A 22,592-nucleotide genomic window follows, 5' to 3' on the forward strand; every position below is an offset into this window, starting at 1 on the left:
TGCAGCGAGGGAGATGTTTTCATATTTCCATCACGCCGCGCGCACTACAATGCGGGAAACGCTATTGAACCCGGAAGGAATGACAGCACCATGACATCGAACGACGACGCGCCGCACGGCGCCCAGCTCGAGCGCGGCGCAGGCGTGGCGGTGTGGCGGCAGATCGAACAGATCCTCGTGGCCGAAATCGCGGCGCAAGGTTTCGGCGAGGACGGGCGCCTGCCGAGCGAGGGCGAGCTGGCGAAGCGCTTCGACGTGAACCGCCATACGGTGCGGCGCGCGATGCTCGGCCTCGCGGCGAGCGGGCTCGTGAGCGTCGAGCAGGGGCGCGGCACGTTCGTTCAGCCGGGCGCGATCGACTATACGATCGGCAGGCGCACGCGCTTTACCGAAAACCTCCGGCAGCACCAGCAGGCGGCGGTGGGCAAACTGCTGTCGTCGTCGCGCGTGAAGGCGGAGCCGACCGTCGCAAAGGCGCTGGGCATCCGCGCGGGCGCGCTGGTCTATCGGATCGAAACGCTGCACGAACTGGACGGCGTGCCGCTCACCTACGCGCGCAACTGGTATCCGGCCGCGCGCTTCGCCGACCTGCCCGCCGTGATGGAGCGCTTCGACAGCACCTCGAAGGCGCTCGCCGAATACGGCGTGGCGGACTACCTGCGCAAATGGAGCCGCATCGGCAGCGCGCTGCCCGAGCCCGAGGTGGCGCGGCGGCTGAACATCAACCGGCAGCAGCCTGTGCTCGTGGTCGAGAACGTGGACGTCGACATGGACGGCACGCCGATCAAGTACGGCATCACGCATTTCGCGGCCGACCGCGTGCAGTTGATGGTGGAGCACGACGTATGACGGGCGCCGCCGAGGCCTGGAGCGACGCCACCCGCTTCGCGATCTACTATGCGCCGCCGCGCGAATCGGCCTGGTGGCGAGCGGGCTGCGCGTGGCTCGGGCGCGATCCGGAGAGCGGCGAAGCCCTGCATGCGCCGCAGCCCGCAGACCTGGCCCGCCCGCTCGCCGCAGTCACGGCCGCGCCGCGCCGCTACGGCTGGCACGGCACGCTCGTGCCGCCATTTCGCCTTGCGCCCGGCGCGACTCCCGAGGCGTTGCTGGCCGCCGCGCAGCAATGGGCCGCGACGCGCGCGCGCTTTGCGCTGACGGTCGAGGCGGCGACGCTCGGCCGCTTCGTCGCCCTGCGTGCCGCCGACGACGAAGGCGACGCCGCCGTGCGCGAGCTGGCCGCCGACGCGCTGCGCACGCTGGCGGCGCTGCGGGCCGCGCAGACCCCGGCGGAACTCGCGCAACGGCTCGACGCGCCGCTCACGGCGCGCCAGCGCGCCTACGTCGAGGCATGGGGCTACCCGTACGTCTTCGACGAATACCGTTTCCACATGACGCTTTCCGATTCGCTCGACGATGCGCGCGAGCGGCACGCGCTCGTGGCGGCCTGGAACGCGCGGATGGCGGATGCCGGCGCGCTGCCGGTGGACGGCGCCGCGCTCTTCGTCGAACCGCGGCCGGGCGCGCCGTTCGCGCTGTGGCGCCGGGTGGCGTTCGCCGGCGGGGAGCCGCGCCGATGAACGACCGGCTGATCTACCTGATGGGGCCTTCGGGGGCGGGCAAGGACTCGCTGCTGGGCTTCGCGCGCGCCCGCCTCGCGGCCGAAGGCGTGGTGCTGGCGCACCGCTACATCACGCGTGCCGAAGGCGGCGGCGAGAACCACATCGCGCTCACCGACCACGAGTTCGAGGCGCGCGCGCGGCTCGGCCTCTTTGCGCTGCAGTGGCGCAGCCACGCGCTGCGCTACGGGATCGGCGTGGAGATCGACCAGTGGCTCGGGCTTGGCTGCACGGTGGTGGTGAACGGCTCGCGCGCGTACATGGGCGAGGCGCTCAAGCGTTATCCGCAGATGACGCTCGTGCATGTCGAGGCGGCGCACCCCGTGCTGGCGGCGCGCCTCGCCTCGCGCGGACGCGAGACGCCCGCGCAGATCGCCGCGCGTCTCGCACGCCAGGCGCCGTTCGAGGTGCCGGCGGGGGCGCGCCTCGCGCGCATCGACAACTCGGGCCGGCTGGAAGAGGCCGGCGAGGCATTCGTCGAGGTGGTGCGCCGCGTGGCGGCGGGCCGCTGAGCGCTGCGTCGAAACCGGGCAGACAGCGTTTGGTCGAGCGCCCGGCGCCGCGGCGCGCCGGACGCGGCCGCTCAGGTGCGTCGCGCCACCATGCCGGAGACGCGCTGCGCGGCCTGCTGGAGCGGTTCGAGGAAGGTCTTGACCATCTGCTTCGCCGAGGTCCGCTGCGCATTCCCGCTGATGTTCATTGCCGCGATCACGCGGCCCTGGCGGTTGCGGATGGGCGCGGAGATCGAGATCAGGCCGCCTTCCAGTTCCTGGTCGACGATGGCCCAACCCTGCTGGCGCACCTGGGCGATGACCTTTTTCAACTCTTCCTTGTCGGTAACCGTGCGCGGCGTGTGCGCGTAGAGCGGCGAGGCGCCGAGCGTGGCGTCGAGCGCGTCCTCGTCGAGCGCCGAGAGCAGCACCCGCCCCATCGACGTGCAATACGCCGGCAGGCGGCTCCCGATCGAGAGGTTGATCGTCATGATCTTGTGCGTGGGCACGCGCAGGACGTAGACGATTTCCGTGCGGTCGAGCACCGCCGCCGAGCAGCTTTCGTGCACCTGCCCCGAGAGCTCTTCCATGACCGGTTCGGCGAGGTTCCAGAACGGCATCGACGTGAGGTAGGCGAAACCCAGGTCGAGGATCTTCGGCGTGAGGCGGAAGAGGCGGCCTTCGGCCTCGACGTAGCCGAGCGTCTGCAGCGTGAGCAGGATGCGGCGCGCGCCGGCGCGCGTGAGGCCGGTGGCGGCGGCCACGTCGGTGAGGGTCTGCTCGGGGCGTTCGGCGTTGAACGCGCGGATCACCGAGAGTCCGCGGGCGAACGACTGCACATAGGAGTCGCCCGGCTTGTCGGGGATCTCCGGCTGCTCGGCGGGACGGTCGGGCGAGGCACTGGATGCAGAGGTCATGGGCGTCGGAAAAGGGTTCGGCGGCGCGTAACGAACCCATGACGATAGCGCAAGCGCCCTGTTTCGCCAACCGGCGGCGCGGGGGGGGCCGCTGCGCGCGGAGGTGCCGGCATTGGCGAGAGCGCGCAACCGCCATTGATTTTTGTCAATCATTTATCTCTTTATTTTTTATTCTGCATCTAACTTGCTTTAGGTCCAGGGGTGTGTGCGCGAATATTGGCCTGATTTTATAAATATGCTTCCGCTTGGCGGCGAATGTCGATTCGAATTAATAGCGTGCCGAGAAACGGCGAGTCATGAATAACAGGGTGGGTCGACGCTTTTGCGCGAGCCTCGCTGGCCGGCTGGGAGGCGCCGCAGCGCGTTTTCATGGCCGAGGTGAAAGATTTTAGAAAGCATGATGCGTCCTTCCGTCGCGCCAGTTTGAGCGAGATTTAGCGAATCGAGATCAAATTAGATCCGAATATCTTTCCGTAGAATTTTGCCGAGCACGATACGGGTGCATTTCTCGCGATTTCTTGCGATGTAAATGCGTTAAAGCGTCCAAAGATCGTTTAACGGAAAGACGGGCAAACATGACAGACAGACAGGCCTTCAAAAGGTGGCTCATCCCCCTCGGCAGTGGGCTGGCCGCAATGCTTTCGGGGTGCAGCGGCAATTTCCCGCTGCTCGATCCCAAGGGCAGCGTGGGGGTGGCCGAAAAATCGCTCATCGCCACGGCTACCGGCGCCATGCTGCTGGTGGTGGTGCCCGTGATCATCCTCACGCTGCTGTTCGCATGGCGCTACCGGGCGTCGAACCGCCATGCCGTTTATGCGCCGAAGTGGGCGCACTCCACAGCCATCGAGGTCGTGGTCTGGGCCATTCCCGCCGTGATCATCCTCTTCCTCGGCATCCTCACCTGGCGGACTTCGCACGAGCTCGATCCCTATAAGCCGCTCGAGTCGAACGTGAAGCCCATCAACGTCGAAGTCGTGGCGCTCGACTGGAAGTGGCTCTTCATCTATCCGGACCTCGGCATCGCCACGGTGAACCAGCTGGCCGTGCCGGTGGGCACGCCGGTCAATTTCCGCATCACGTCGGATTCGGTGATGAACTCGTTCTTCATCCCGCAACTGGGCACTCAGGTGTACGCGATGGCGGGCATGCAGACACACCTGCACCTGATCGCCGACCAGCCCGGCAACTTCGAGGGCCTTTCGTCGAACTACAGCGGCCGCGGCTTCTCGGACATGAAGTTCCGCACGCTCGCCACGAGCCAGGGCGACTTCGACGCGTGGGTCAAAAAGGTCAAGGCGTCGGCCGGCTCGCTCGGCATGGACCAGTACGCCACGGTCGCGCAGCCCAGCGAGAAGGTGCCCGTGCAGTACTTCTCGACGGTCGACCCGAAGCTCTTCAACAACATCATTGCGAAGTACAACAACGGCCACGTCACGGACTTCAGTGACGCTGCCTGCGGTACTAAGGGGTAACGCATGTTCGGCAAACTCACATTAGACGCGATTCCGTTCGATCAGCCGATCATCATGGGCGCCGCGGCGTTCATGGCGCTGATCGTCGTCGCGGTGCTCGGTCTCGTGACCGTGACAGGGAAGTGGAAGTACCTCTGGAGCGAGTGGCTCACGAGCGTCGACCACAAGCGCATTGGCGTGATGTACATCGTCGTGGCCGTGCTCATGCTCGTGCGCGGCTTCGCCGACGCCGTGATGATGCGTATCCAGCAGGCTATCGCCTTCAACGGGCCGGGCTACCTGCCGCCGCATCACTACGACCAGATCTTCACGGCGCACGGCGTCATCATGATCTTCTTCATGGCGATGGCGCTCATGGTCGGCCTCTTCAACCTCGTCGTGCCGCTGCAGATCGGCGCGCGCGACGTGGCGTTTCCGTTCCTGAACTCGCTTTCGTTCTGGATGACGGCGATCAGCGCGATCCTGATCAACCTGTCGCTCGTGATCGGCGAGTTCGCACAGGTGGGCTGGCTCGCCTATCCGCCGCTCTCGGAGCTGCAATATAGTCCGGGCGTGGGGGTGGACTACTACATCTGGGCGCTGCAGCTTTCGGGCGTGGGCACGCTGATCACGGGCGTCAACTTCTTCGTCACGATCATCAAGATGCGCGCGCCGGGCATGAGTCTCATGAAGATGCCGGTGTTCACGTGGACGGCGCTCTGCTCGAACGTGCTCATCATGGCCACGTTCCCGATCCTCGCCATCGCGGTGGCGCTGCTCGGCCTCGACCGCTATCTCGGCATGCACTTCTTCTCGAACGATGCCGGCGGCAACCCGATGCTGTATCTGAACCTGATCTGGGCCTGGGGCCACCCCGAGGTGTATATCCTCGTGCTGCCCGCGTTCGGCATCTATTCGGAAGTCATGGCCACCTTCTCGAAGAAGCCGCTGTTCGGCTACAAGACGATGGTCTATGCCACGTGCGCGATCATGATTCTCGCGTTCCTCGTCTGGGCCCACCACTTCTTCACGATGGGATCGGGTGCCGACGTCAACGCGTTCTTCGGCATCATGACCATGGTCATCGCGATCCCTACGGGCGTGAAGATCTTCAACTGGCTGTTCACGATGTATCGCGGCCGCGTGCATTTCACGGCGCCGGTGCTCTGGACGATCGGCTTCATGGTGACGTTCTCGATCGGTGGCATGACGGGCGTGATGATGGCGATTCCGGGCGCGGACTTCGTGCTTCACAACTCGCTCTTCCTCGTCGCGCACTTCCACAACGCGATCATCGGCGGCGTGGTGTTCGGCTACCTCGCGGGCGTGCACTACTGGTTCCCGAAAGTGTTCGGCATCAAGCCCAGCGAAAAGCTCGGCAAGGCGTCGTTCTGGTGCTGGTTCGTCGGTTTCTACGTGGCGTTCGTGCCGATCTACGTGCTCGGCTTCATGGGTATGACGCGCCGGACCAACCACTACGACAACCCCGACTGGCAGTCGTGGCTGATCGTGGCCGCGATCGGCGCCGCGATCATCGCGCTCGGCGTGGTGTTCCAGGTGCTGCAGTGGGTGATGGCGTTCGTGAACCGCAACAAGGCCGAATGGCAGGACGTTACGGGCGACCCGTGGGACGGCCGCACGCTGGAGTGGTCGACTTCGTCGCCGCCGCCGGTCTACAACTTCGCGGTCATTCCGCAGGTCGGCGATATCGATGCCTTCGCGCACATGAAGGAATCGGGCCAGGGCCTCGGTCTTGCGGACAAATACAGCGATATCCATATGCCGTCCAACACGCCGGCGGGCTTTTTCGTCGGTGTATTCAGCCTCGTGCTCGGTTTTGCCGGCGTGTGGCACATCACGTGGCTCGGCGTGCTCGCGTTCGCGGCGGTTGTGCTGACCATTGCCATTCGCAGCTTCGGCGATAACGACGGCTACTACATTCCGGCGGCAAAGGTCCGCGAGATCGAAGAGCGACGCCATGGCGCCGTTGCCTCTGCGAATCGTCGCGAAATGGTTGCTGAGGAGGCTTACTGATGTTACAGAAAACCAACGCGGCAACTCTTGCCGAACTCGATCATCACGATCATCCGCCTTCGAACTCGGTATTCGGGTTTTGGGCGTACCTGATGACGGACTGCGTGCTGTTCGCGGCGCTGTTCGCCACCTTCGGCGTGCTGGGGCACCAGTACGCGGGCGGTCCCACGGGCAAGGATCTGTTCGATATCCCCGGTGTTGCGATCGAAACGGCGGTGCTGCTGCTTTCCAGCATCACATACGGCTTCGCGATGCTGGGCGCCCACCAGGGCAAGCGCGGTGTCGTGCTCGGCTGGCTCGCCGTCACGTTCGTACTGGGCGTGACCTTCCTCGTGTTCGAACTGCGCGAGTTCTCGCACCTGATCGGAGAGGGTGCCGGCCCGCAGCGCAGCGCGTTCCTGTCCTCGTTCTTCACGCTGGTCAGCACCCACGGCCTGCACGTGTTCTTCGGCCTCGTCTGGATGATCGTGATGATGATCCACGTGCTTCGCAAGCCGGAACTCGGCGAAAAGGAAATTCGCGGGCTGACCTGCCTGAGCCTCTTCTGGCACTTCCTTGACGTCGTCTGGATTTGCGTGTTTACCTTTGTCTATCTCGGGAGCGTGCTCTAAATGGCTCATTCTTCCTCGGTCGCTGAGGGTGGTGCTCATGGCACCGCTCATGGCACATTCGGCAGCTATCTTGCAGGCTTCGTTCTTTCCGTGATTCTCACGGCGGGTGCGTTCGGCATCGTGATGCACGGTTCGCTCGATCCCGCTACGGCGATCGTCGTGCTCGCGGTGCTGGCGTTCGTGCAGGTGGTCGTCCACCTCGTGTTCTTCCTGCACCTGAACGCGTCGGCGGGGCAGGGCTGGAACGTCCTGTCGCTCGCCTATACGGTGCTTGCCGCCGCCTTTCTCATTTTCGGCACGATCTGGGTGATGCATAACGTCGGCATGAATATGATGTCGCGCTGATCCCGCCCCTTTCGGGGGGCACGGTAGTTCGTGGCTTGCCGGGGTATCGAACGGCCGCATAGACTCTCAGTCTGTGCGGCCGTTTCGTTTTCGGTGCGAAGCCATGCGCTTGACACCGTTTGCGCACGCCGCCTATCATGCAGGGCAATTGTTCGATACACGACCATGAGTTCATATATCGAACAAGACGCATCTGGACCGGCGCGCTCGAGGGTTGGGTTTCGTCCGCGCAGTCCGTCACGCTGGTTTGCATAGGATGGGCCCGAGCGCTAACGCTGGTCGGCACGCCAGGTTCCATCGACAGGAGACGTTCATGACGGAAGCTTTTCTGTGCGACGCGATTCGCACCCCCATCGGGCGCTATGCCGGCGCTCTCGCGCCGGTTCGTGCCGACGACCTCGGCGCCGTGCCGCTCAAGGCCCTGATGGAGCGTAACAAGGAAGTCGACTGGTCGGCGATCGACGACGTGATCTACGGCTGCGCCAATCAGGCCGGCGACGACAACCGCAATGTGGCGCGCATGTCGCTGCTGCTCGCGGGGCTGCCGCAGGCCGTGCCGGGGTCGACCGTCAACCGCCTGTGCGGTTCGGGGATGGACGCCGTCGGTATTGCCGCGCGCGCGATCAAGTCGGGCGAGACCGGGCTGATGGTGGCGGGCGGCGTCGAGAGCATGAGCCGTGCGCCCTTCGTCATGGGCAAGGCCGCGAGCGCTTTTTCGCGCGACGCCGCGATCTACGATACGACGATTGGCTGGCGCTTCGTGAATCCGCTGATGAAACAACTGTACGGTGTCGACTCGATGCCCGAAACGGCGGAAAACGTCGCGGTCGACTACAACGTGAGCCGCGCGGACCAGGATGCCTTTGCTGTGCGCAGCCAGCAGAAGGCGGCGCGCGCCCAGGCCGACGGCACGCTCGCGCAGGAAATCGTCGCGGTCACCATCGCGCAGAAGAAGGGCGATCCGGTCGTCGTTTCGCGCGACGAGCATCCGCGTGAAACGAGTCTCGAAGCGCTTGCGAAACTCAAGGGCGTGGTGCGTCCGGACGGCTCGGTGACGGCGGGCAATGCCTCGGGCGTCAACGACGGCGCCTGTGCGCTGCTGCTCGCCAACGAAGAGAACGCGAAGCGCTACGGCTTGACGCCGCGCGCGCGCGTACTGGGTATCGCCACGGCGGGCGTTGCGCCGCGCGTGATGGGCATCGGCCCGGCGCCCGCGACGCAAAAATTGCTCGCGCGCCTGAACATGACGATCGACCAGTTCGACGTGATCGAACTGAACGAGGCATTCGCGTCGCAGGGTCTGGCCGTGCTGCGCATGCTTGGCGTAGCCGACGACGATCCTCGCGTGAATCCCAACGGCGGCGCGATCGCGCTCGGTCACCCGCTCGGCATGAGCGGTGCACGCCTCGTGACGACGGCGCTGTATCAGCTTGAGCGCACGAAGGGCCGCTATGCGCTGTGCACGATGTGTATCGGCGTGGGGCAGGGTATCGCCATGGCGATCGAACGACTCTGAGGGTTGCCCCGCTCGCCTGATCCCGTGAGGCCAGGCTGACAGACGCCGCGAACCGAACGATTCGCGGCGTTTTTGTTTCCAGCATGTGAACGGGCTGCGACTGAGGCAGTCGCCGAGTATTTCGAGAGCCAAAACAATGGCCAAATTCGTATCGAATTTGTGAATGCCGGATGCGCGGCATTCACTTACTTTGATTCATGGTGGATAACGTGAAAGTATTCCGGCCCACTAACCATCGGTTTTTTTTGAACGCTCGCGTAGAATCGTCCGCACTTCGGTGCACACCCGCTGCACCGTCGATTGCAACAGCATTCCAGGCTACCTTGATAAGGAGAACGCGGATGATGAAAGCAGCAAGCTGGGGCGCAGCCTTGATTCTTGGCATCGCGGCCGTGCAACCCGCCATCGCGCAGGACGCGCTCGCGAGCGCTGCGCAGGCCGTGGTCGCCAATGCCGAGCCGGTTCATGTGCAGGCGCAGATCGTCGGCATCGACCGCACGGCACGCGTGGTGACGTTGCGCGGTCCGCGCGGCAACGAAGTGGATATCGGGATCGGGCCGCAGGTCGGAAACTTCGATCAACTGAATGTCGGCGATACCGTTGACGTGCTCTACAAGAACGCACTGCTCGTTACGGCCGACAAGGTCACCGGCAAGGACAAGGGTATTCGCAAACGCGTCGATACGAGCGTTTATCTCCCGGCGTCGTCGGGCTACAGCGCGGCGCGCCAGGTCGAGGTGCAGGCCACGGTTCAGCACATCGATCTGAAGAAGCGCAAGGTGACGCTGCGCGGCGCCTACCAGACGGTGACGCTCGACGCTACGCCCGATATCGACCTCAAGTCGCTGAAGGTTGGCGACACGATCCACGCCGTGTTCGTGTCCGCTTACGCGACGCAGGTTACGCCGGTCGGCGCGACGCAATAAGCGCGTTTTCCGCGCGACAAACAACAACGCCGGGGTGCAGCGATCGATTCGCTGCACCCCGGCGTTTTTTCATGAGAGGCGGGCGCCCGTTGCGCTTTACAGACCGCCCATGCACATGTACTTCACGACGACATAGTCGTCCACGCCATAGTGCGAGCCTTCGCGGCCGAGGCCCGATTGCTTCACGCCGCCGAACGGCGCGACTTCGTTCGAGATCAGGCCGGTGTTGATACCCACCATGCCGTATTCGAGCGCCTCGGCCACACGCCATACGCGGCCGATGTCGCGGCTATAGAAGTACGCGGCGAGACCGAACTCGGTATCATTCGCCATCCTGATGACTTCCTCGTCCGACGAGAAGCGGAACAGCGGGGCGAGCGGGCCGAACGTTTCGTCGCGCGCGACCTTCATGGCAGGCGTCACGCCCGTGAGAACGGTCGGCTCGAAGAAGCCGTGGCCGAGCGCGTGGCGCTTGCCGCCCGTCGCGATCTGGGCGCCTTTCGCGAGCGCGTCTTCGATGTGCGATTCCACCTTCAGCACGGCCGCTTCGTTGATGAGCGGGCCTTGCGTCACGCCCGGCTCGGTGCCGAGGCCGACCTTCAATTGCTCGACGGCGTCGCGCAGCTTCGCGGCGAACGCGTCGTACACCTTGTCGTGCACGTAGAAGCGGTTCGTGCAGACGCAGGTCTGGCCGCTGTTACGGTACTTCGAGGCGATGGCGCCCGCGACGGCCGCGTCGAGATCGGCATCTTCGAACACGATGAACGGCGCGTTGCCGCCCAGTTCGAGCGAAACCTTCTTGACGGTCGGCGCGCACTGGCCCATCAGCAGGCGGCCAACGGGCGTCGAGCCCGTGAACGAGAGCTTGCGCACGGTGGCATTGCTGGTCATTTCGCCGCCGATGGCCTTCGGGTCGCCGGTCACGACGCTGAACACGCCGGCGGGCACGCCCGCGCGCTGCGCGAGCACGGCCATCGCCAGTGCCGAGAACGGCGTCGCTTCGGCCGGCTTCACGACGATCGGGCAGCCCGCTGCGAGCGCCGGGCCTACCTTGCGCGTGATCATCGCGGCCGGGAAGTTCCATGGCGTGATCGCGGCGCAGACGCCCACCGGCTCCTTCGTGACGACGATGCGGCGGTCGCTCGCGACTGTCGGAATCGTGTCGCCATAGATGCGCTTGCCTTCTTCGGCGAACCATTCGAGGAAGGAGGCGGCGTAGCCGATTTCGCCCTTCGCTTCCGCGAGCGGCTTGCCCTGTTCGGTGGTGAGGATCAGCGCGAGGTCGTCCGCGTGTTCGAGCATCAGATCGTGCCACTTGCGCAGGATCGTGGCGCGCTCCTTCGCGGTCTTCGCGCGCCAGGCGGGCCAGGCGGCGTTGGCGGCCGCGATGGCGCGGCGCGTTTCGGCTGCGCCCATCTTCGGCACCGTGCCGATCAGCGCGCCGGTGGCGGGATTCGTCACGTCGAATGTGGCGCCGTCTTCGGCCCCTTGCCATTCGCCGGCGAGGAAGGCCTTGTTTTGCAGCAGCGATGCGTCTTTCAGGTTCATGGTTGAACTCCCGACAGCTTGCGATTTATTTGATCAGCCATGCGAACGATGTGCGTGTGGCCAAAACGGTGGACGGCACAGCGGCGCGCGCCGGTGTACCGTCCGTTTCCTTCAGCGAGGTTTCCGTTCGACGTGCTCAGGCGGCGACGCCCACGGCTTCCTTGACCGACTCTTCGAGGATCGCGAGCGCTTCGTCGAAGACGTTGTCCTGGATCGTCAGCGGGAACAGGAAGCGCACGACGTTCGAGTACACGCCGCACACGAGCAGCAGCAGGCCGCGTTCGAGCGCCGCCGTCTGCACGCGCTTCGTGAAGTCGGCGTCCGGCTCGTTCGAACCCGGCTTGCAGAACTCGACGGCGTTCATCGCGCCCGGGCCGCGCACGTCGGCGATCTGCGGCACTTCCCCCTTCATCGCGTCGAGCCTGGCCTTGAGCTTGTCGCCCAGCTTCGTGGCGCGCTCGCAGAGCTTTTCTTCGTCGATGATGTCGAGCACCGCGTGCGCCGACGCGACGGCCAGCGGGTTGCCCGCGTACGTGCCGCCGAGGCCGCCCGGCGCCGCCGCGTCCATGACTTCGGCGCGGCCGACCACGCCCGACAGCGGCATGCCGCCGGCCAGGCTCTTGGCGATCGTCATGAGGTCCGGCGTGACGTCGTAGTGCTCCATCGCGAACAGCTTGCCGGTGCGCGCAAAGCCCGTCTGCACTTCGTCGGCGATCAGCAGGATGCCGTGCGTGTCGCAGATCTGGCGCAGGCCGCGCACGAAGTCGGCGGGTGCCTGGTAGAAACCGCCTTCGCCCTGGACCGGTTCGAAGATGATCGCGGCAACGCGCTTCGGATCGATGTCGGCCTTGAACAGCGTTTCAATGGCCTTCAGCGAGTCGGCGGTCGTGATGCCGTGGACCGAGTTGGGGTACGGAGCGTGATAGACGTCCGCCGGGAACGGCCCGAAGTTCAGCTTGTACGGCGCGACCTTGCCCGTAAGCGCCATGCCCATCATCGTGCGGCCGTGGAAGCCGCCGGCGAAGGCGATCACGCCCGGACGGCCGGTCGAGGCGCGCGCGATCTTGACGGCGTTTTCGACGGCTTCGGCGCCGGTCGTGAAGAAAGCGGCCTTCTTGGCGAAGTTGCCCGGCGCGCGCTTCGCGACCTTCTCGGCCAGCGAGACGTACGACTCGTACGGCACGATCTGGTAGGCGGTGTGCGTGAAGCGGTCGAGCTGTTCCTTGATCGCGGCAACGATCTTCGGATGACGGTGGCCCGTGTTGCACACGGCGATGCCGGCCGCGAAGTCGATGAAGCGGCGGCCTTCCACGTCCCACAGTTCGGCGTTTTCGGCGCGCGCGGCGTAGAAGTTGCACATCACGCCCACGCCGCGCGGGGTGGCGGCGTCCTTGCGGCTTACCAGTTCAGCGTTTTTCACGATTCATCTCCTTCGCAGACGATTTCTGGGTATCGGTGGTGGGTATGCAGGCCGCCGTGAGGCGGGAAGCGGGCAACAGGCGGCCGATGAAGCGACTATACTCACATTTGGCTCCAAGTTTCAGAGCCATTCAATGAAATTCTTGGGAGCCAATTCGATGCGAGCGAGTGTCCTCTCCGACTGGCTGGCCCAACGGCTCGACCATGGAAGCACTCAGCCGGTGTACCGGCAGCTCCACCGGCTGCTGCAGCAGGCCATCCTTTCGCGCGAACTGCCGGCCGGGGCGCGCGTACCCTCGTCGCGGCTGCTGGCGGCGGAGCTGGGCATCGCGCGCAATACCGTTACCCAGGTCTACGAGCAGCTCGCCCTGGAAGGCTACGTGATCTCGACGACCGGGCGCGGGACCTATGTGGCCGACACGTCGCCGGACGAGATCGTCGGGGCGAATGAACCGGGTTCCGTAGGGTTGGATCGAATAAAGGGCGCGAGTGCGATGACGGGCGGCTTGCCCGGTTTCATCCAGGCTGCGCCGGGTGTCGTTTCGCCGGCTGCCGCGCGAACGGCGGCGCCTTCCACCGGCCTTGCCGCGTCCTTCGCCGGGCCCGCTACGCAGGGCGTCACGCGTGCGTCGCGCGAAGCGGCCCGGGCGCTGTCCGCGCGCGGCGCGCGGCTGATCGCGGACGCGGGCGTCTCGAAGCGCCAGGGCGGCGCGTTCATGCCGGGCGTGCCCGACGTCTCGCGCTTCCCGTCGCGCGTCTGGACCCGCCTGCACAACAAGTACTGGCGCAGCCTGCGTCCCGATCTGCTCACCTATGCGCCGGGCGGCGGGCTCGCGCTGCTGCGCCATGTCCTGGCCGACTATCTGCGCACGGCGCGCTCGGTGCGCTGTGCGCCGGAGCAGATCATCATCACGACCGGCATTCACCAGTCGGTCGACCTGGCCGTGCGCCTGCTGACCGATTCCGGCGACGTGATCTGGACCGAGGACCCTTGCTACTGGGGCCTGCGCAGCGTGTTGCAGGTGTCGGGGCTGAACCCGCGCCCGATCGCCGTGGACGGCGAAGGCATCAACCCGTCGGCCGGGGACTTCGCCGTGCCGCCGAAGCTGATACTCGTGACGCCCTCGCATCAGTACCCGCTCGGCATGGTGATGAGCCTCGCGCGCCGCCGCATGTTGCTGGAGTACGCGCGCCAGCACCAGTGCTGGATCATCGAGGACGACTACGACAGCGAGTTTCGCTACGGCAGCCGCCCGCTCGCGTCGCTGCAGGGCCTCGACACGGCGGGGCAGGTGATCTACGTGGGGAGCTTCGGCAAGACGCTGTTTCCGGGCTTGCGCGTGGGGTATCTGGTCGCGCCGGAGGGGCTCGCGGAAAGCTTCGCGACCGCGAGCGCGGAGCTTTACCGCGAGGGCCAGTTGCTGCAGCAGGCGGTGCTGGCTGAGTTCATCGCGGAAGGGCACTTCACGTCGCATATCCGCAAGATGCGCGGGCTTTATGGGCAGCGCCGCCAGGCGCTGCTGGACGCCGCCACGAGCCGCTATGGCGACGCGCTGCCCGCGATGGGCGGCGACGCCGGCCTGCACGTGGTCATGCAATTGCCCGAGGGCTGCGACGACCGCGCCGTGGCGGAGGCGGCGCTCGCGCGCAACATTGTCGTGCGGCCTTTGTCGGGCTATTACGCGGAGCGCGCGCGTGCCGCGTCGGGTCTGCTGATCGGCTATGCGTGCGTGCCTGACGAGGAGATCGCCCCGGCGTTCGACACGCTCGGCGAAGCGATCGACGCGACGCTGCCGCTGTTCGCCTGAGCTTTGCCTGAGGTCTGCCCACGCGGCGCATCGCCGAAGCCTGTAGTCATGCGAAGGAATTCCGGCATGTGACAGGCGCGTGACGCCGCGGATCTGTCATGCGCAATGCGTCCCCAAGGCGCTATATTGTGGGCGGCGTACGTGCCGCCGCTGTTCCTTTCGACAACCCTTCCATCATTGCCCACCGAGTGCATCGATGCGCCAGGCCCTGAGCTTTCTGCCCGACAGCTTTGCCGAGTACGAGGATCTCAAGGCGATCCTCGATGCGGGCAGCCGCTGGCTCTCGATACGCAGCGCGGGCGAGGTGGAAGTGCACGGCCGCTCGTTCGAGCTCTACGCCGCGAGCATCGGATCGAAGGATCCTTGCGCGCCCGCCATCGGCTTTTTCGGCGGCATACATGGGCTGGAGCGGATCGGCTCGCAACTCGTGCTCGACTACATGCGGGCGCTCGTGGGACGGCTGGCCTGGGACGAGTTGCTCATGCAGCAGCTCGAATCGATACGGCTCGTGATGGTGCCCATCCTGAATCCGGGCGGCATGTGGCTCGCCACGCGCGCGAACCCGAACGGCGTGGACCTGATGCGCAACGCGCCGCAGGACGCCGACGAGCGCGTCCCGTTCCTCGCGGGCGGCCAGCGCGTGGGCTCGTGGCTGCCGTGGTATCGGGGCAAGCGCGGCGCACCGATGGAAGTGGAGGCGGCGGCGCTCCTGAAGATCGTGGACGAAGAGCTGGCGTCGCGCACGCTCAGCTTCGCGCTCGATTGCCATTCGGGCTATGGCTGGAGCGACAGCATCTGGTTCCCGTACGCGCGCACGCGCAAGCTCATGCGCCATCTGCCCGAGATGTACCTGCTCAAGACGATGTTCGAGCGCGCGCATCCGCATCACGGCTATGCCTTCGAACCGCAGAGCCACCAGTATCTGCTGCATGGCGATCTCTGGGACTGTGCCTACGATCGCGCACCCGCGGAGAACGTATTTCTGCCGCTCACGCTCGAACTCGGCTCGTGGCTGTGGATCAAGAAGAACCCGCGCCAGATTTTCTCGCGCCAGGGCATGTTCAATCCCGTCATGCAGCATCGCACCGCGCGCGTGCTGCGGCGCCATGCGAATCTGTTCGAATTCCTTACGCGCGCCGCGTATTCCGCGCGGTGCTGGCTGCCCGAAGGCGCGCAGCGCCAACAACTGCTGCAAAGCGCGATCGGGCATTGGTACCGGCAGCCGGGCGCATGAGCGCGGGCCCCTGGATCCTGCTGCGCGGTCTCACGCGCGAGTCGCGCCACTGGGGCGCGTTTGTGCCGATGCTCGAAGCGGCCACGGGCGGCGTGCTGCCCATCGACCTGCCGGGCAATGGCACAGCAGCGCAGGTACGCTCGCCCGCCCGGGTGGAGGCATTCGTCGACGCGGTGCGTGCCGAGATCGAGCGGCACGGCGTGCGCGCGCCGTACCGCGTGCTGGCAATGTCGCTGGGCGGCATGGTGGCGACGGCCTGGGCGCTGCGTTATCCGGGCGAAATCGAACGGCTCGTGCTCGTGAACACGAGCATGCGGCCATACAGCCGCTTCTACGAGCGCCTGCGGCCGGCTGCCTGGCCGTCGCTCGTGCGCGTGGCGCTAGACTGGCGCGATGCCGAGGGGCCGGCCGAGGCCCTGATCCATGCGCGCACCTGCGAACGTCGCGATACGCATGCTGCCGATCTCGGCGCATGGCGCGCGATCCGCGCGGGCACACCGGTTAGCCGGGCGAACGCGCTGCGCCAGTTATGGGCCGCCGCGCGCTATGCGGCGCGAGGCGTGCCGCATGGCGCAGTACTCGTGGTGTCGGCACGCGGCGATCGTCTCGTGAACCCCGTGTGCTCGGCACGGCTCGCACGCGCGTGGAACGCGCAGCACGTGGCGCATCCGTGGGCAGGACACGATCTGCCGCACGACGATCCGCAATGGCTCGTGGCTGCGCTGCTCGCGCTGGAGGAGAAAGGGTTGCCGGGCACCGCGGTGGGCGCATCGCGACCCGTTGGCTCATAATAGGGCGCGTGATTCCGCTTTACTCAATTGCCTTATCCCGCCTTATCGCGAACGACTTCCGCCTATGAACGCAAGCACTTCCCAAACCGGCGCGGCGCCGCGCCTCACGAGCCTCTCGCATGGCGGCGGCTGCGGCTGCAAGATTGCGCCGGGCGTGCTCTCCGCGCTGCTCGCGCGCAGCACGCCGCTTACGGCCGCTTTCCCGAACCTGCTGGTGGGCACCGAGACGGCGGACGACGCCGCCGTCTACAAGCTCAACGACGAGCAGGCCATCGTCGCGACCACCGACTTCTTCATGCCGATCGTCGACGATCCCTACGACTTCGGCCGCATCGCCGCCACGAATGCCCTTTCGGACGTCTATGCAATGGGCGGCAAGCCGATCCTCGCGCTCGCGCTCGTGGGCATGCCGATCAACGTGCTGCCGCATGACGTGATCGCCCAGGTGCTACGCGGCGGCGAGGACGTTTGCGCTGCCGCGGGCATTCCGGTCGCGGGCGGTCATTCGATCGACTCGGTCGAGCCCATCTACGGCCTCGCGGCGCTTGGCGTCGTGCATCCGGATCGTGTGAAGCGCAACGCGTCGGCGCGTGCGGGCGACCGGCTCGTGCTCGGCAAGCCGCTAGGCGTGGGTGTGCTCTCCGCGGCGCTCAAGAAGGACCGGCTCGACGCTGCGGGCTATCAGGCCATGGTCGCCGCCGCGACGAAGCTCAACACGCCGGGCGCGAAGCTCGCCGCGCTCGACGGCGTTCATGCGATGACCGACGTGACCGGCTTCGGCCTGCTCGGCCATACGCTGGAGATCGCGCGCGGCGCCAGACTGACCGCGCGCGTGCGCTATGCCGACCTGCCGTTCCTGCCCGGCGTCGAGGCGCTTGCTGCCGACGGCGTGTTCACGGGCGCTTCGGGCCGCAACTGGGCGTCGTACGGCGAGAGCGTGACGCTGGGCGCGAGCCTGCCGCTCGTTGCGCAGGCGCTGTTGACCGACCCGCAAACCTCGGGTGGCCTGTTGATTTCGTGCGCGCCCGACTGCGTGAACGAGGTGCTCGCGATCATGCACGCGGACGGCTTTGCCGAGGCACGCGTGATTGGCGAAATGAGCGTGGAACCGGGCCCGGCCCGCGTCGAGATCGTATGAGTGCGGAGTCGCCGAAGGCGATTTTCTATGCGCTCGCGGCGAACGCCGGTATCGCGGTTTTCAAGTACGTGGCGGCGGCGTTTACCGGCTCCGGTTCGATGTTCGCGGAGGCGATCCACTCCACCGCCGACTGCGGCAACCAGTTGCTGCTGCTCTTCGGCCTGCGGCAGTCGCGCAAGCCGCCTTCGCCGCTCCACCCGATGGGCTCGGGTCGTGCGATCAACTTCTATTCGCTGCTCGTTGCGCTGCTGCTGTTTTTCGTGGGCGGCGCGTTTTCCGTGTACGAGGGCATCCATCGCCTGATCGTACGTGAGCCGTTGCAATACGTATTTGTGGCGCTCGCCGTGCTCGGCGTTTCCGTGATCCTGGAGGCGCTTTCGCTCTACGGCGCGCTGCGCGAGATCCGGACGGGAACCCCCACGAAATCGCTATGGCGCTGGGCGCGCGAGACGCGCGAATCCGACCTGCTCGTCGTGGCGGGAGAGGACATTGCCGCGCTCGCGGGCCTCGCCATCGCCTTCGCTGCGGTGCTGCTCACCGTCATTACGGGCAACCCGGTGTGGGACGCATGCGGATCGATCGGCGTGGGCGTGCTGCTCATGCTCATCGCGTGGTTCATCGCGCGCGAGGTGAAGTCGATGATCGTCGGCGAATCGGCGAGCCCCGAAAGACGACGCGAGATCGAAGCGTTTCTGCGCGGCCGGCCCGAGATACGCAGCATCATCAACCTGATTACCCTGCAATGGGGTAAGGACGTCGTCGTGGCCGTGCAGGCCGAGATGATCGACTACGCGCAAAGCCGCGCGATGGTCGAAGCGATCAACGTGATCGAGGCGGATCTGCAGGCGCGCTTTCCCGAAGTGCGCTGGGTGTTCTTCGAGCCGGACTTCGAGGACCGCTACGACCGGCGGACCTGAGACTGCCGTGCGTCGGTCGTTGGACTTCAGTGCCGGAACGGCGTCCAGACAGCCGTCGTCGTATCCCAGTAGTCGAGTTCCGAAGACGGCGCGGTCTTCGCGACCACATGCCTGTTCGCTTCGTTATCCTGAGTAATGCCCGCCGTACGCCAGCTTTCCGCCGTGCCTATGCCCTCGGCGAAGGCAGGCGCGCTCGCGGCCAGCGCGAGCACCGAGGCGGTTGCGAGAGTGCGTTTCATGATCTGCTCCTGTAGCGAGGGCCGCGAGCCGGTTGGAAGACAACCGGCCCGCGGCGACAGGAGCTAATGTAATTAAGCGCGTCGCGGCGATAAACGGCGCAAACGCGAAATGAATTGTCGAAAATCCGGAACAATCATCGCGCGCCTTTTTGCGTGCATTAGGCGACCCACTCTGAAACCACCGGCGTTTCATGACTCGGCGCCGATTCGCGGTCCTCGGGCGTGCGCATGGTGCAGGTCTTGTCGAGCGACGCGCGGCCGGAGAGGAGCGGGCAGCGGTCGAACACCTCGGCAATCCAGTCCACGAATACGCGCACTTTCGGTGACAGATGGCGGCTGTGCGGGTAGACGGCCGAGATGGGCATGGGCAGCGGCTTGAAGCCGGGCAGCACCTCCACGAGCTCGCCCGACTTCAGATACGGCAGCACCTGGTAGCGCGCGGGCTGGATCAGGCCGAAGCCTTCGACGCCGCAGGTGACGTACGCATCCGCGTCGTTGACCGACACCATGCTCTTGAGCTTGACCTCCACTTCCTTGCCCTCGACGAGGAACGCCCAGTCGATCACGCGCCCGGTGCGGCTCGAGAAGTAGTTCACCGCGCGGTGGCCTTCCAGGTCTTCGAGCGTGTGCGGAATGCCGTGCCGTTCGAGGTAGTCGGGCGACGCGCACGAGACGCCCTCGAAGAGGCCGATGCGCCGCGCCACGAGCGAGGAATCCTGCAACGCGCCCACGCGCACCACGCAGTCCACGCCTTCCTGCAGCAGATCGACGGGGCGGTCGGAAAGCCCCAGTTGCAGATCGATATCCGGGTAGCGCGTGTGGAATTCGCACAGCGCCGGGATTACGATCAGGCGCCCGATCGAGCCGGGCATGTCGATGCGCAGTTTGCCGTGCGGCTTGCGGTTGCCGTTCTGGAACGTTTGTTCGGTCTCCTCCACGTCGGCGATGATGCGCACGCAGCGTTCGTAATACGCGGCGCCGTCCGGCGTGAGCGAGAGGCGGCGCGTGGTGCGATGCATGAGCCGCACACCGAGAAACGCTTCGAGATTCTGGATGATCGTCGTGACCGAGGCGCGCGGCATGTTGAGCGTTTCGGCTGCGCGCGTGAAGCTGTTGGTGTCGACGACACGGGTGAACACCTGCATGGCCTGAAGGCGGTCCATTGCCACTCTCCGAAAGAGTTCGGCTGCACCGCGCGCTACGGGCAAAACCGCACCGCGCGCAAAAAGAAGAGACAGATTGTTCAGGTGCGCCGAATTGTGTTGCCGGATTATAGGCATTTATTTGAAAGTCTGCCGAACCCACAATTCGCACCATTCGAATCACTATCGCGCTTTGCGCCATTTCGACATGGATGCTTTCAAGCCTGCGCCGACACTGGGGGTCGCGTCCGACGACACGGCCGACAGCGTGCACGGCAGTGTGCCGTCGGCGTTTGCCACGCCGGCTTCGGCTGCCACGGCCAACGGCACGCGTGCGCTCCTCGCGACGGACGTGACGATCGAAGGCTACGCGCAGCAGATCGGCCTGCGTCTGTACCGTCCCGAGGGCGCACAGGGCCTGCCGGTCCTGCTCTATTTTCACGGCGGCGGCTTTGTGCGCGGCACGCTCGACGATGCCGACGAAGCCGCGCGCTACCTGGCTGTGCAATTGCCCGCGCTGGTGGTTTCGGTGGACTACTCGCTTGCGCCGCAGTTTCCGTTTCCCGCCGCGCCGGAAGATGCCCATCGCGCCGCGCTGTGGATCGTCACGCGCGCCCGGGCGTTTGGCGGCAACGCGAAGCGCGTGATCACGGCGGGGCACGACGCGGGTGGTCAGATCGCGAACGTGCTCGCGTTTATCGGGCGCGATCGCGGCGACGTGCGGTTCGTCGCACAGGCGTTGTTCGCGCCGATGCTCGACCCGAGCCTCACGCGGCTCGGCGACGAGCGGCGTCTTGGCTCGGACATCACGGCGGGCGAATGCGCCGCGTGTTATCGGGCCTATCTGCCCGAGGCCTCGCAGCGCATGCATCCGTACGCGGCGCCGCTCGAATCGTCGCGGCTCGCGGGGCTGCCGCCCACGCTCATCGTCACGGCGCAGAACGACGTGCTGCACATCGAGGCGGAAAAGTACGCGAGCCGGTTGATCGACGCGGGCGTGCGCACCCAGGTGGTGCGCTATCCCAGCGTCTCGCACGCGCAGATCGCGGCGTATCCCGCCGCGCTCGGCGAAGCGGTGCGTTTCTTCAAGTGCTGCTTTGAAGCCGGTGCACAACGATAACGAACATGGATTCACTCAATTTGGAGCTCGACATGTCACTGAAATCGCATTCCCGTACGCGTATCGCGATGGCGGCGCTAGCCGTCGTCGCGGTCGCGGGGCTCGGCACCCTCGTCGCCATGCGGCTCGACGTGCATTCCGCCGTCGCGGCCGAAGCGTCGCCCGCACCCGAGGTGGACGTTGCCGCCGTGGTCCAGCGCAATGTCACCGACTGGCAGGTCTACTCCGGGCGTCTCGCCGCCGTGGAGAAGGTCGATGTCCGCCCGCAGGTATCGGGTACGATCGTTTCCGTCGACTTTCGTGACGGCGCGCTCGTCAGGAAGGGCGACACGCTCTTCGTGATCGATCCGCGTCCGTATCAGGCCGCCGTCGATCAGGCCGCCGCGCAACTGGCCGCGGCCCAGGCGCGCAGCGGTTACGCACAGAGCGACTGGGAGCGCGCGCAGCGGCTCATTGGCGACAATGCGATCGCCAAACGCGACTACGACCAGAAGCAGAACGACGCGCGCGAGGCGAGCGCGAACGTGAAGGCCGCGCAGGCAGCGCTCGAGGCCGCACAGATCAACCTGGGCTACACGCGCGTCGTGGCGCCGGTGGCGGGGCGCGTGTCGCGGGCGGAAATTACCGTGGGCAACGTGGTGTCGGCCGGCGCGGACGCGCCGCCGCTCACGACGCTGGTGTCGGTCTCGCCAATCTACGCCGAATTCGACGCCGACGAGCAGACCTATCTCGACTACATCAGCCACATGAAGGATGGTTCGAAGGTGCCGGTGGATCTGGGCCTCGCGAACGAAAGCGGCTATTCGCGCCAGGGCACGATCGAGTCGGTGGACAACCGCCTCGACACGTCTTCGGGCACGATCCGCGTGCGTGCGCGCTTCGACAATGCCGATGGTGCGCTCGTGCCGGGCCTCTACGCGCGGGTGAAGGTGAGCGGGAGCGCACCGCACCCGGCGCTGCTCGTGGACGACGCCGCAATCGGCACCGACCAGGACAAGAAGTTCGTCTATGTGCTGGACCGCGACAATCACGTGACGTACCGCCCGGTGCAGCTCGGCGGCCTGCAAGGCAATCTGCGCGAAATCGCGGGCGGCTTGCAGCAGGGCGAGCGCGTGGTGGTGAACGGCACGCAGCGCGTGCGTCCGGGCGAAGTGGTGAGCGCGCACATGGTGCCGATGAACGGCGACGCCAATGGCGATGCGCTGGCTGCCGCGCCGCAGGGCGCGTCCGCGGCGGGCGAGACCCTGCAGTCGCAGGCCGGCACGAAGCACGACAAGACCTCCTGACGCCGGGCGGCGGGGGGGCGCGCTTGCCGGCGCAGCCCGCCCG

At 66.0% G+C, this 22,592-nt stretch carries 21 protein-coding genes; 16 read left to right on the top strand and 5 right to left on the bottom strand.

Translation table 11 applies throughout. From position 1 onward, the window contains the following. Positions 1-90 precede the first annotated feature (90 nt). The 3 genes from phnF to phnN are packed head-to-tail and all read left to right on the top strand — an operon-like array spanning position 91 to position 2,128. Positions 91-849, top strand: coding sequence for a phosphonate metabolism transcriptional regulator PhnF (gene phnF / locus WJ542_RS24685; RefSeq protein WP_411192096.1), 759 nt, complete (start codon positions 91-93; stop codon positions 847-849). Next, on the top strand, positions 846-1,577 hold the full coding sequence (locus WJ542_RS24690) for a DUF1045 domain-containing protein (RefSeq protein WP_411192097.1): 732 nt from the start codon (positions 846-848) through the stop codon (positions 1,575-1,577). Before phnF ends, WJ542_RS24690 begins: the two co-directional genes overlap by 4 nt. Beyond that, on the top strand, positions 1,574-2,128 hold the full coding sequence (gene phnN, locus WJ542_RS24695; RefSeq protein ID WP_411192098.1) for a phosphonate metabolism protein/1,5-bisphosphokinase (PRPP-forming) PhnN: 555 nt from the start codon (positions 1,574-1,576) through the stop codon (positions 2,126-2,128). Before WJ542_RS24690 ends, phnN begins: the two co-directional genes overlap by 4 nt. Before the next feature lie 71 nt (positions 2,129-2,199). Here the strand turns inward: phnN and WJ542_RS24700 are convergent, their stop codons facing one another. Next, a complete protein-coding gene (locus tag WJ542_RS24700) occupies positions 2,200-3,024 on the bottom strand; it encodes an IclR family transcriptional regulator (protein WP_411192099.1) in 825 nt (274 codons plus the stop codon). A gap of 575 nt (positions 3,025-3,599) precedes the next feature. On the opposite strand from WJ542_RS24700, the gene cyoA reads away from it, so the two are divergent. From cyoA to WJ542_RS24730, 6 genes are all read left to right on the top strand, one after another. Further along, positions 3,600-4,496, top strand: coding sequence for a ubiquinol oxidase subunit II (gene cyoA / locus WJ542_RS24705; RefSeq protein ID WP_411192100.1), 897 nt, complete (start codon positions 3,600-3,602; stop codon positions 4,494-4,496). A gap of 3 nt (positions 4,497-4,499) precedes the next feature. Further along, entirely contained in the window at positions 4,500-6,509 is a 2,010-nt protein-coding gene (cyoB, locus tag WJ542_RS24710) for a cytochrome o ubiquinol oxidase subunit I (protein ID WP_411192101.1), read from the top strand. Further along, on the top strand, positions 6,509-7,120 hold the full coding sequence (gene cyoC, locus WJ542_RS24715; RefSeq protein ID WP_411192102.1) for a cytochrome o ubiquinol oxidase subunit III: 612 nt from the start codon (positions 6,509-6,511) through the stop codon (positions 7,118-7,120). Before cyoB ends, cyoC begins: the two co-directional genes overlap by 1 nt. Then, on the top strand, positions 7,121-7,465 hold the full coding sequence (cyoD, locus tag WJ542_RS24720) for a cytochrome o ubiquinol oxidase subunit IV (protein ID WP_411192103.1): 345 nt from the start codon (positions 7,121-7,123) through the stop codon (positions 7,463-7,465). It abuts the gene before it with no gap. 313 nt (positions 7,466-7,778) lie between these two features. Next, positions 7,779-8,981, top strand: coding sequence for a 3-oxoadipyl-CoA thiolase (pcaF, locus tag WJ542_RS24725; protein WP_411192104.1), 1,203 nt, complete (start codon positions 7,779-7,781; stop codon positions 8,979-8,981). Between the two features lie 344 nt (positions 8,982-9,325). Further along, the gene (locus tag WJ542_RS24730; RefSeq protein WP_411192537.1) at positions 9,326-9,907 is read left to right on the top strand and encodes a hypothetical protein; all 582 of its coding nucleotides are present in this window, start codon (positions 9,326-9,328) and stop codon (positions 9,905-9,907) included. A 96-nt stretch (positions 9,908-10,003) separates the two neighbouring features. Here the strand turns inward: WJ542_RS24730 and gabD are convergent, their stop codons facing one another. Both gabD and WJ542_RS24740 read right to left on the bottom strand, forming a co-directional pair. Continuing rightward, on the bottom strand, positions 10,004-11,455 hold the full coding sequence (gene gabD, locus WJ542_RS24735; RefSeq protein WP_411192105.1) for an NADP-dependent succinate-semialdehyde dehydrogenase: 1,452 nt from the start codon (positions 11,453-11,455) through the stop codon (positions 10,004-10,006). A gap of 136 nt (positions 11,456-11,591) precedes the next feature. Further along, entirely contained in the window at positions 11,592-12,875 is a 1,284-nt protein-coding gene (locus tag WJ542_RS24740; protein WP_411192106.1) for a 4-aminobutyrate--2-oxoglutarate transaminase, read from the bottom strand. A gap of 157 nt (positions 12,876-13,032) precedes the next feature. Here WJ542_RS24740 and pdxR point away from each other — a divergent pair, with 157 nt between their 5' ends. From pdxR to WJ542_RS24765, 5 genes are all read left to right on the top strand, one after another. Then, positions 13,033-14,682, top strand: a complete 1,650-nt coding sequence (gene pdxR, locus WJ542_RS24745) for a MocR-like pyridoxine biosynthesis transcription factor PdxR (RefSeq protein ID WP_411192107.1) — start codon at positions 13,033-13,035, stop codon at positions 14,680-14,682. A 196-nt stretch (positions 14,683-14,878) separates the two neighbouring features. Further along, on the top strand, positions 14,879-15,916 hold the full coding sequence (locus WJ542_RS24750) for a M14 family zinc carboxypeptidase (protein WP_411192108.1): 1,038 nt from the start codon (positions 14,879-14,881) through the stop codon (positions 15,914-15,916). Beyond that, entirely contained in the window at positions 15,913-16,707 is a 795-nt protein-coding gene (locus WJ542_RS24755; protein ID WP_411192109.1) for an alpha/beta fold hydrolase, read from the top strand. Before WJ542_RS24750 ends, WJ542_RS24755 begins: the two co-directional genes overlap by 4 nt. 64 nt (positions 16,708-16,771) lie before the next feature. Next, positions 16,772-17,845 (top strand): selenide, water dikinase SelD, encoded by a 1,074-nt coding sequence (gene selD, locus WJ542_RS24760; RefSeq protein WP_411192110.1) that lies wholly within the window; start codon positions 16,772-16,774, stop codon positions 17,843-17,845. After that, positions 17,842-18,762 (top strand): cation diffusion facilitator family transporter, encoded by a 921-nt coding sequence (locus WJ542_RS24765; protein WP_411192111.1) that lies wholly within the window; start codon positions 17,842-17,844, stop codon positions 18,760-18,762. The genes selD and WJ542_RS24765 overlap by 4 nt, the downstream gene beginning before the upstream one ends. 26 nt (positions 18,763-18,788) lie before the next feature. Here WJ542_RS24765 and WJ542_RS24770 read toward each other — a convergent pair whose 3' ends face one another. After that, positions 18,789-19,001, bottom strand: coding sequence for a hypothetical protein (locus tag WJ542_RS24770; protein ID WP_411192112.1), 213 nt, complete (start codon positions 18,999-19,001; stop codon positions 18,789-18,791). Between the two features lie 158 nt (positions 19,002-19,159). After that, positions 19,160-20,164: a LysR family transcriptional regulator gene (locus WJ542_RS24775; protein WP_411192113.1), complete on the bottom strand. Its 1,005-nt coding sequence runs from the start codon at positions 20,162-20,164 to the stop codon at positions 19,160-19,162. 247 nt (positions 20,165-20,411) lie between these two features. On the opposite strand from WJ542_RS24775, the gene WJ542_RS24780 reads away from it, so the two are divergent. Then, complete coding sequence (locus WJ542_RS24780; RefSeq protein ID WP_411192538.1) at positions 20,412-21,263, top strand: alpha/beta hydrolase; 852 nt, start codon at positions 20,412-20,414, stop codon at positions 21,261-21,263. A 32-nt stretch (positions 21,264-21,295) separates the two neighbouring features. Next, positions 21,296-22,549, top strand: coding sequence for an efflux RND transporter periplasmic adaptor subunit (locus WJ542_RS24785; RefSeq protein WP_411192114.1), 1,254 nt, complete (start codon positions 21,296-21,298; stop codon positions 22,547-22,549). The last annotated feature ends 43 nt before the right edge of the window (positions 22,550-22,592 follow it).

Source organism: Paraburkholderia yinzeri, assembly GCF_046581065.1.
In the GTDB taxonomy this organism is placed as follows: domain Bacteria; phylum Pseudomonadota; class Gammaproteobacteria; order Burkholderiales; family Burkholderiaceae; genus Paraburkholderia.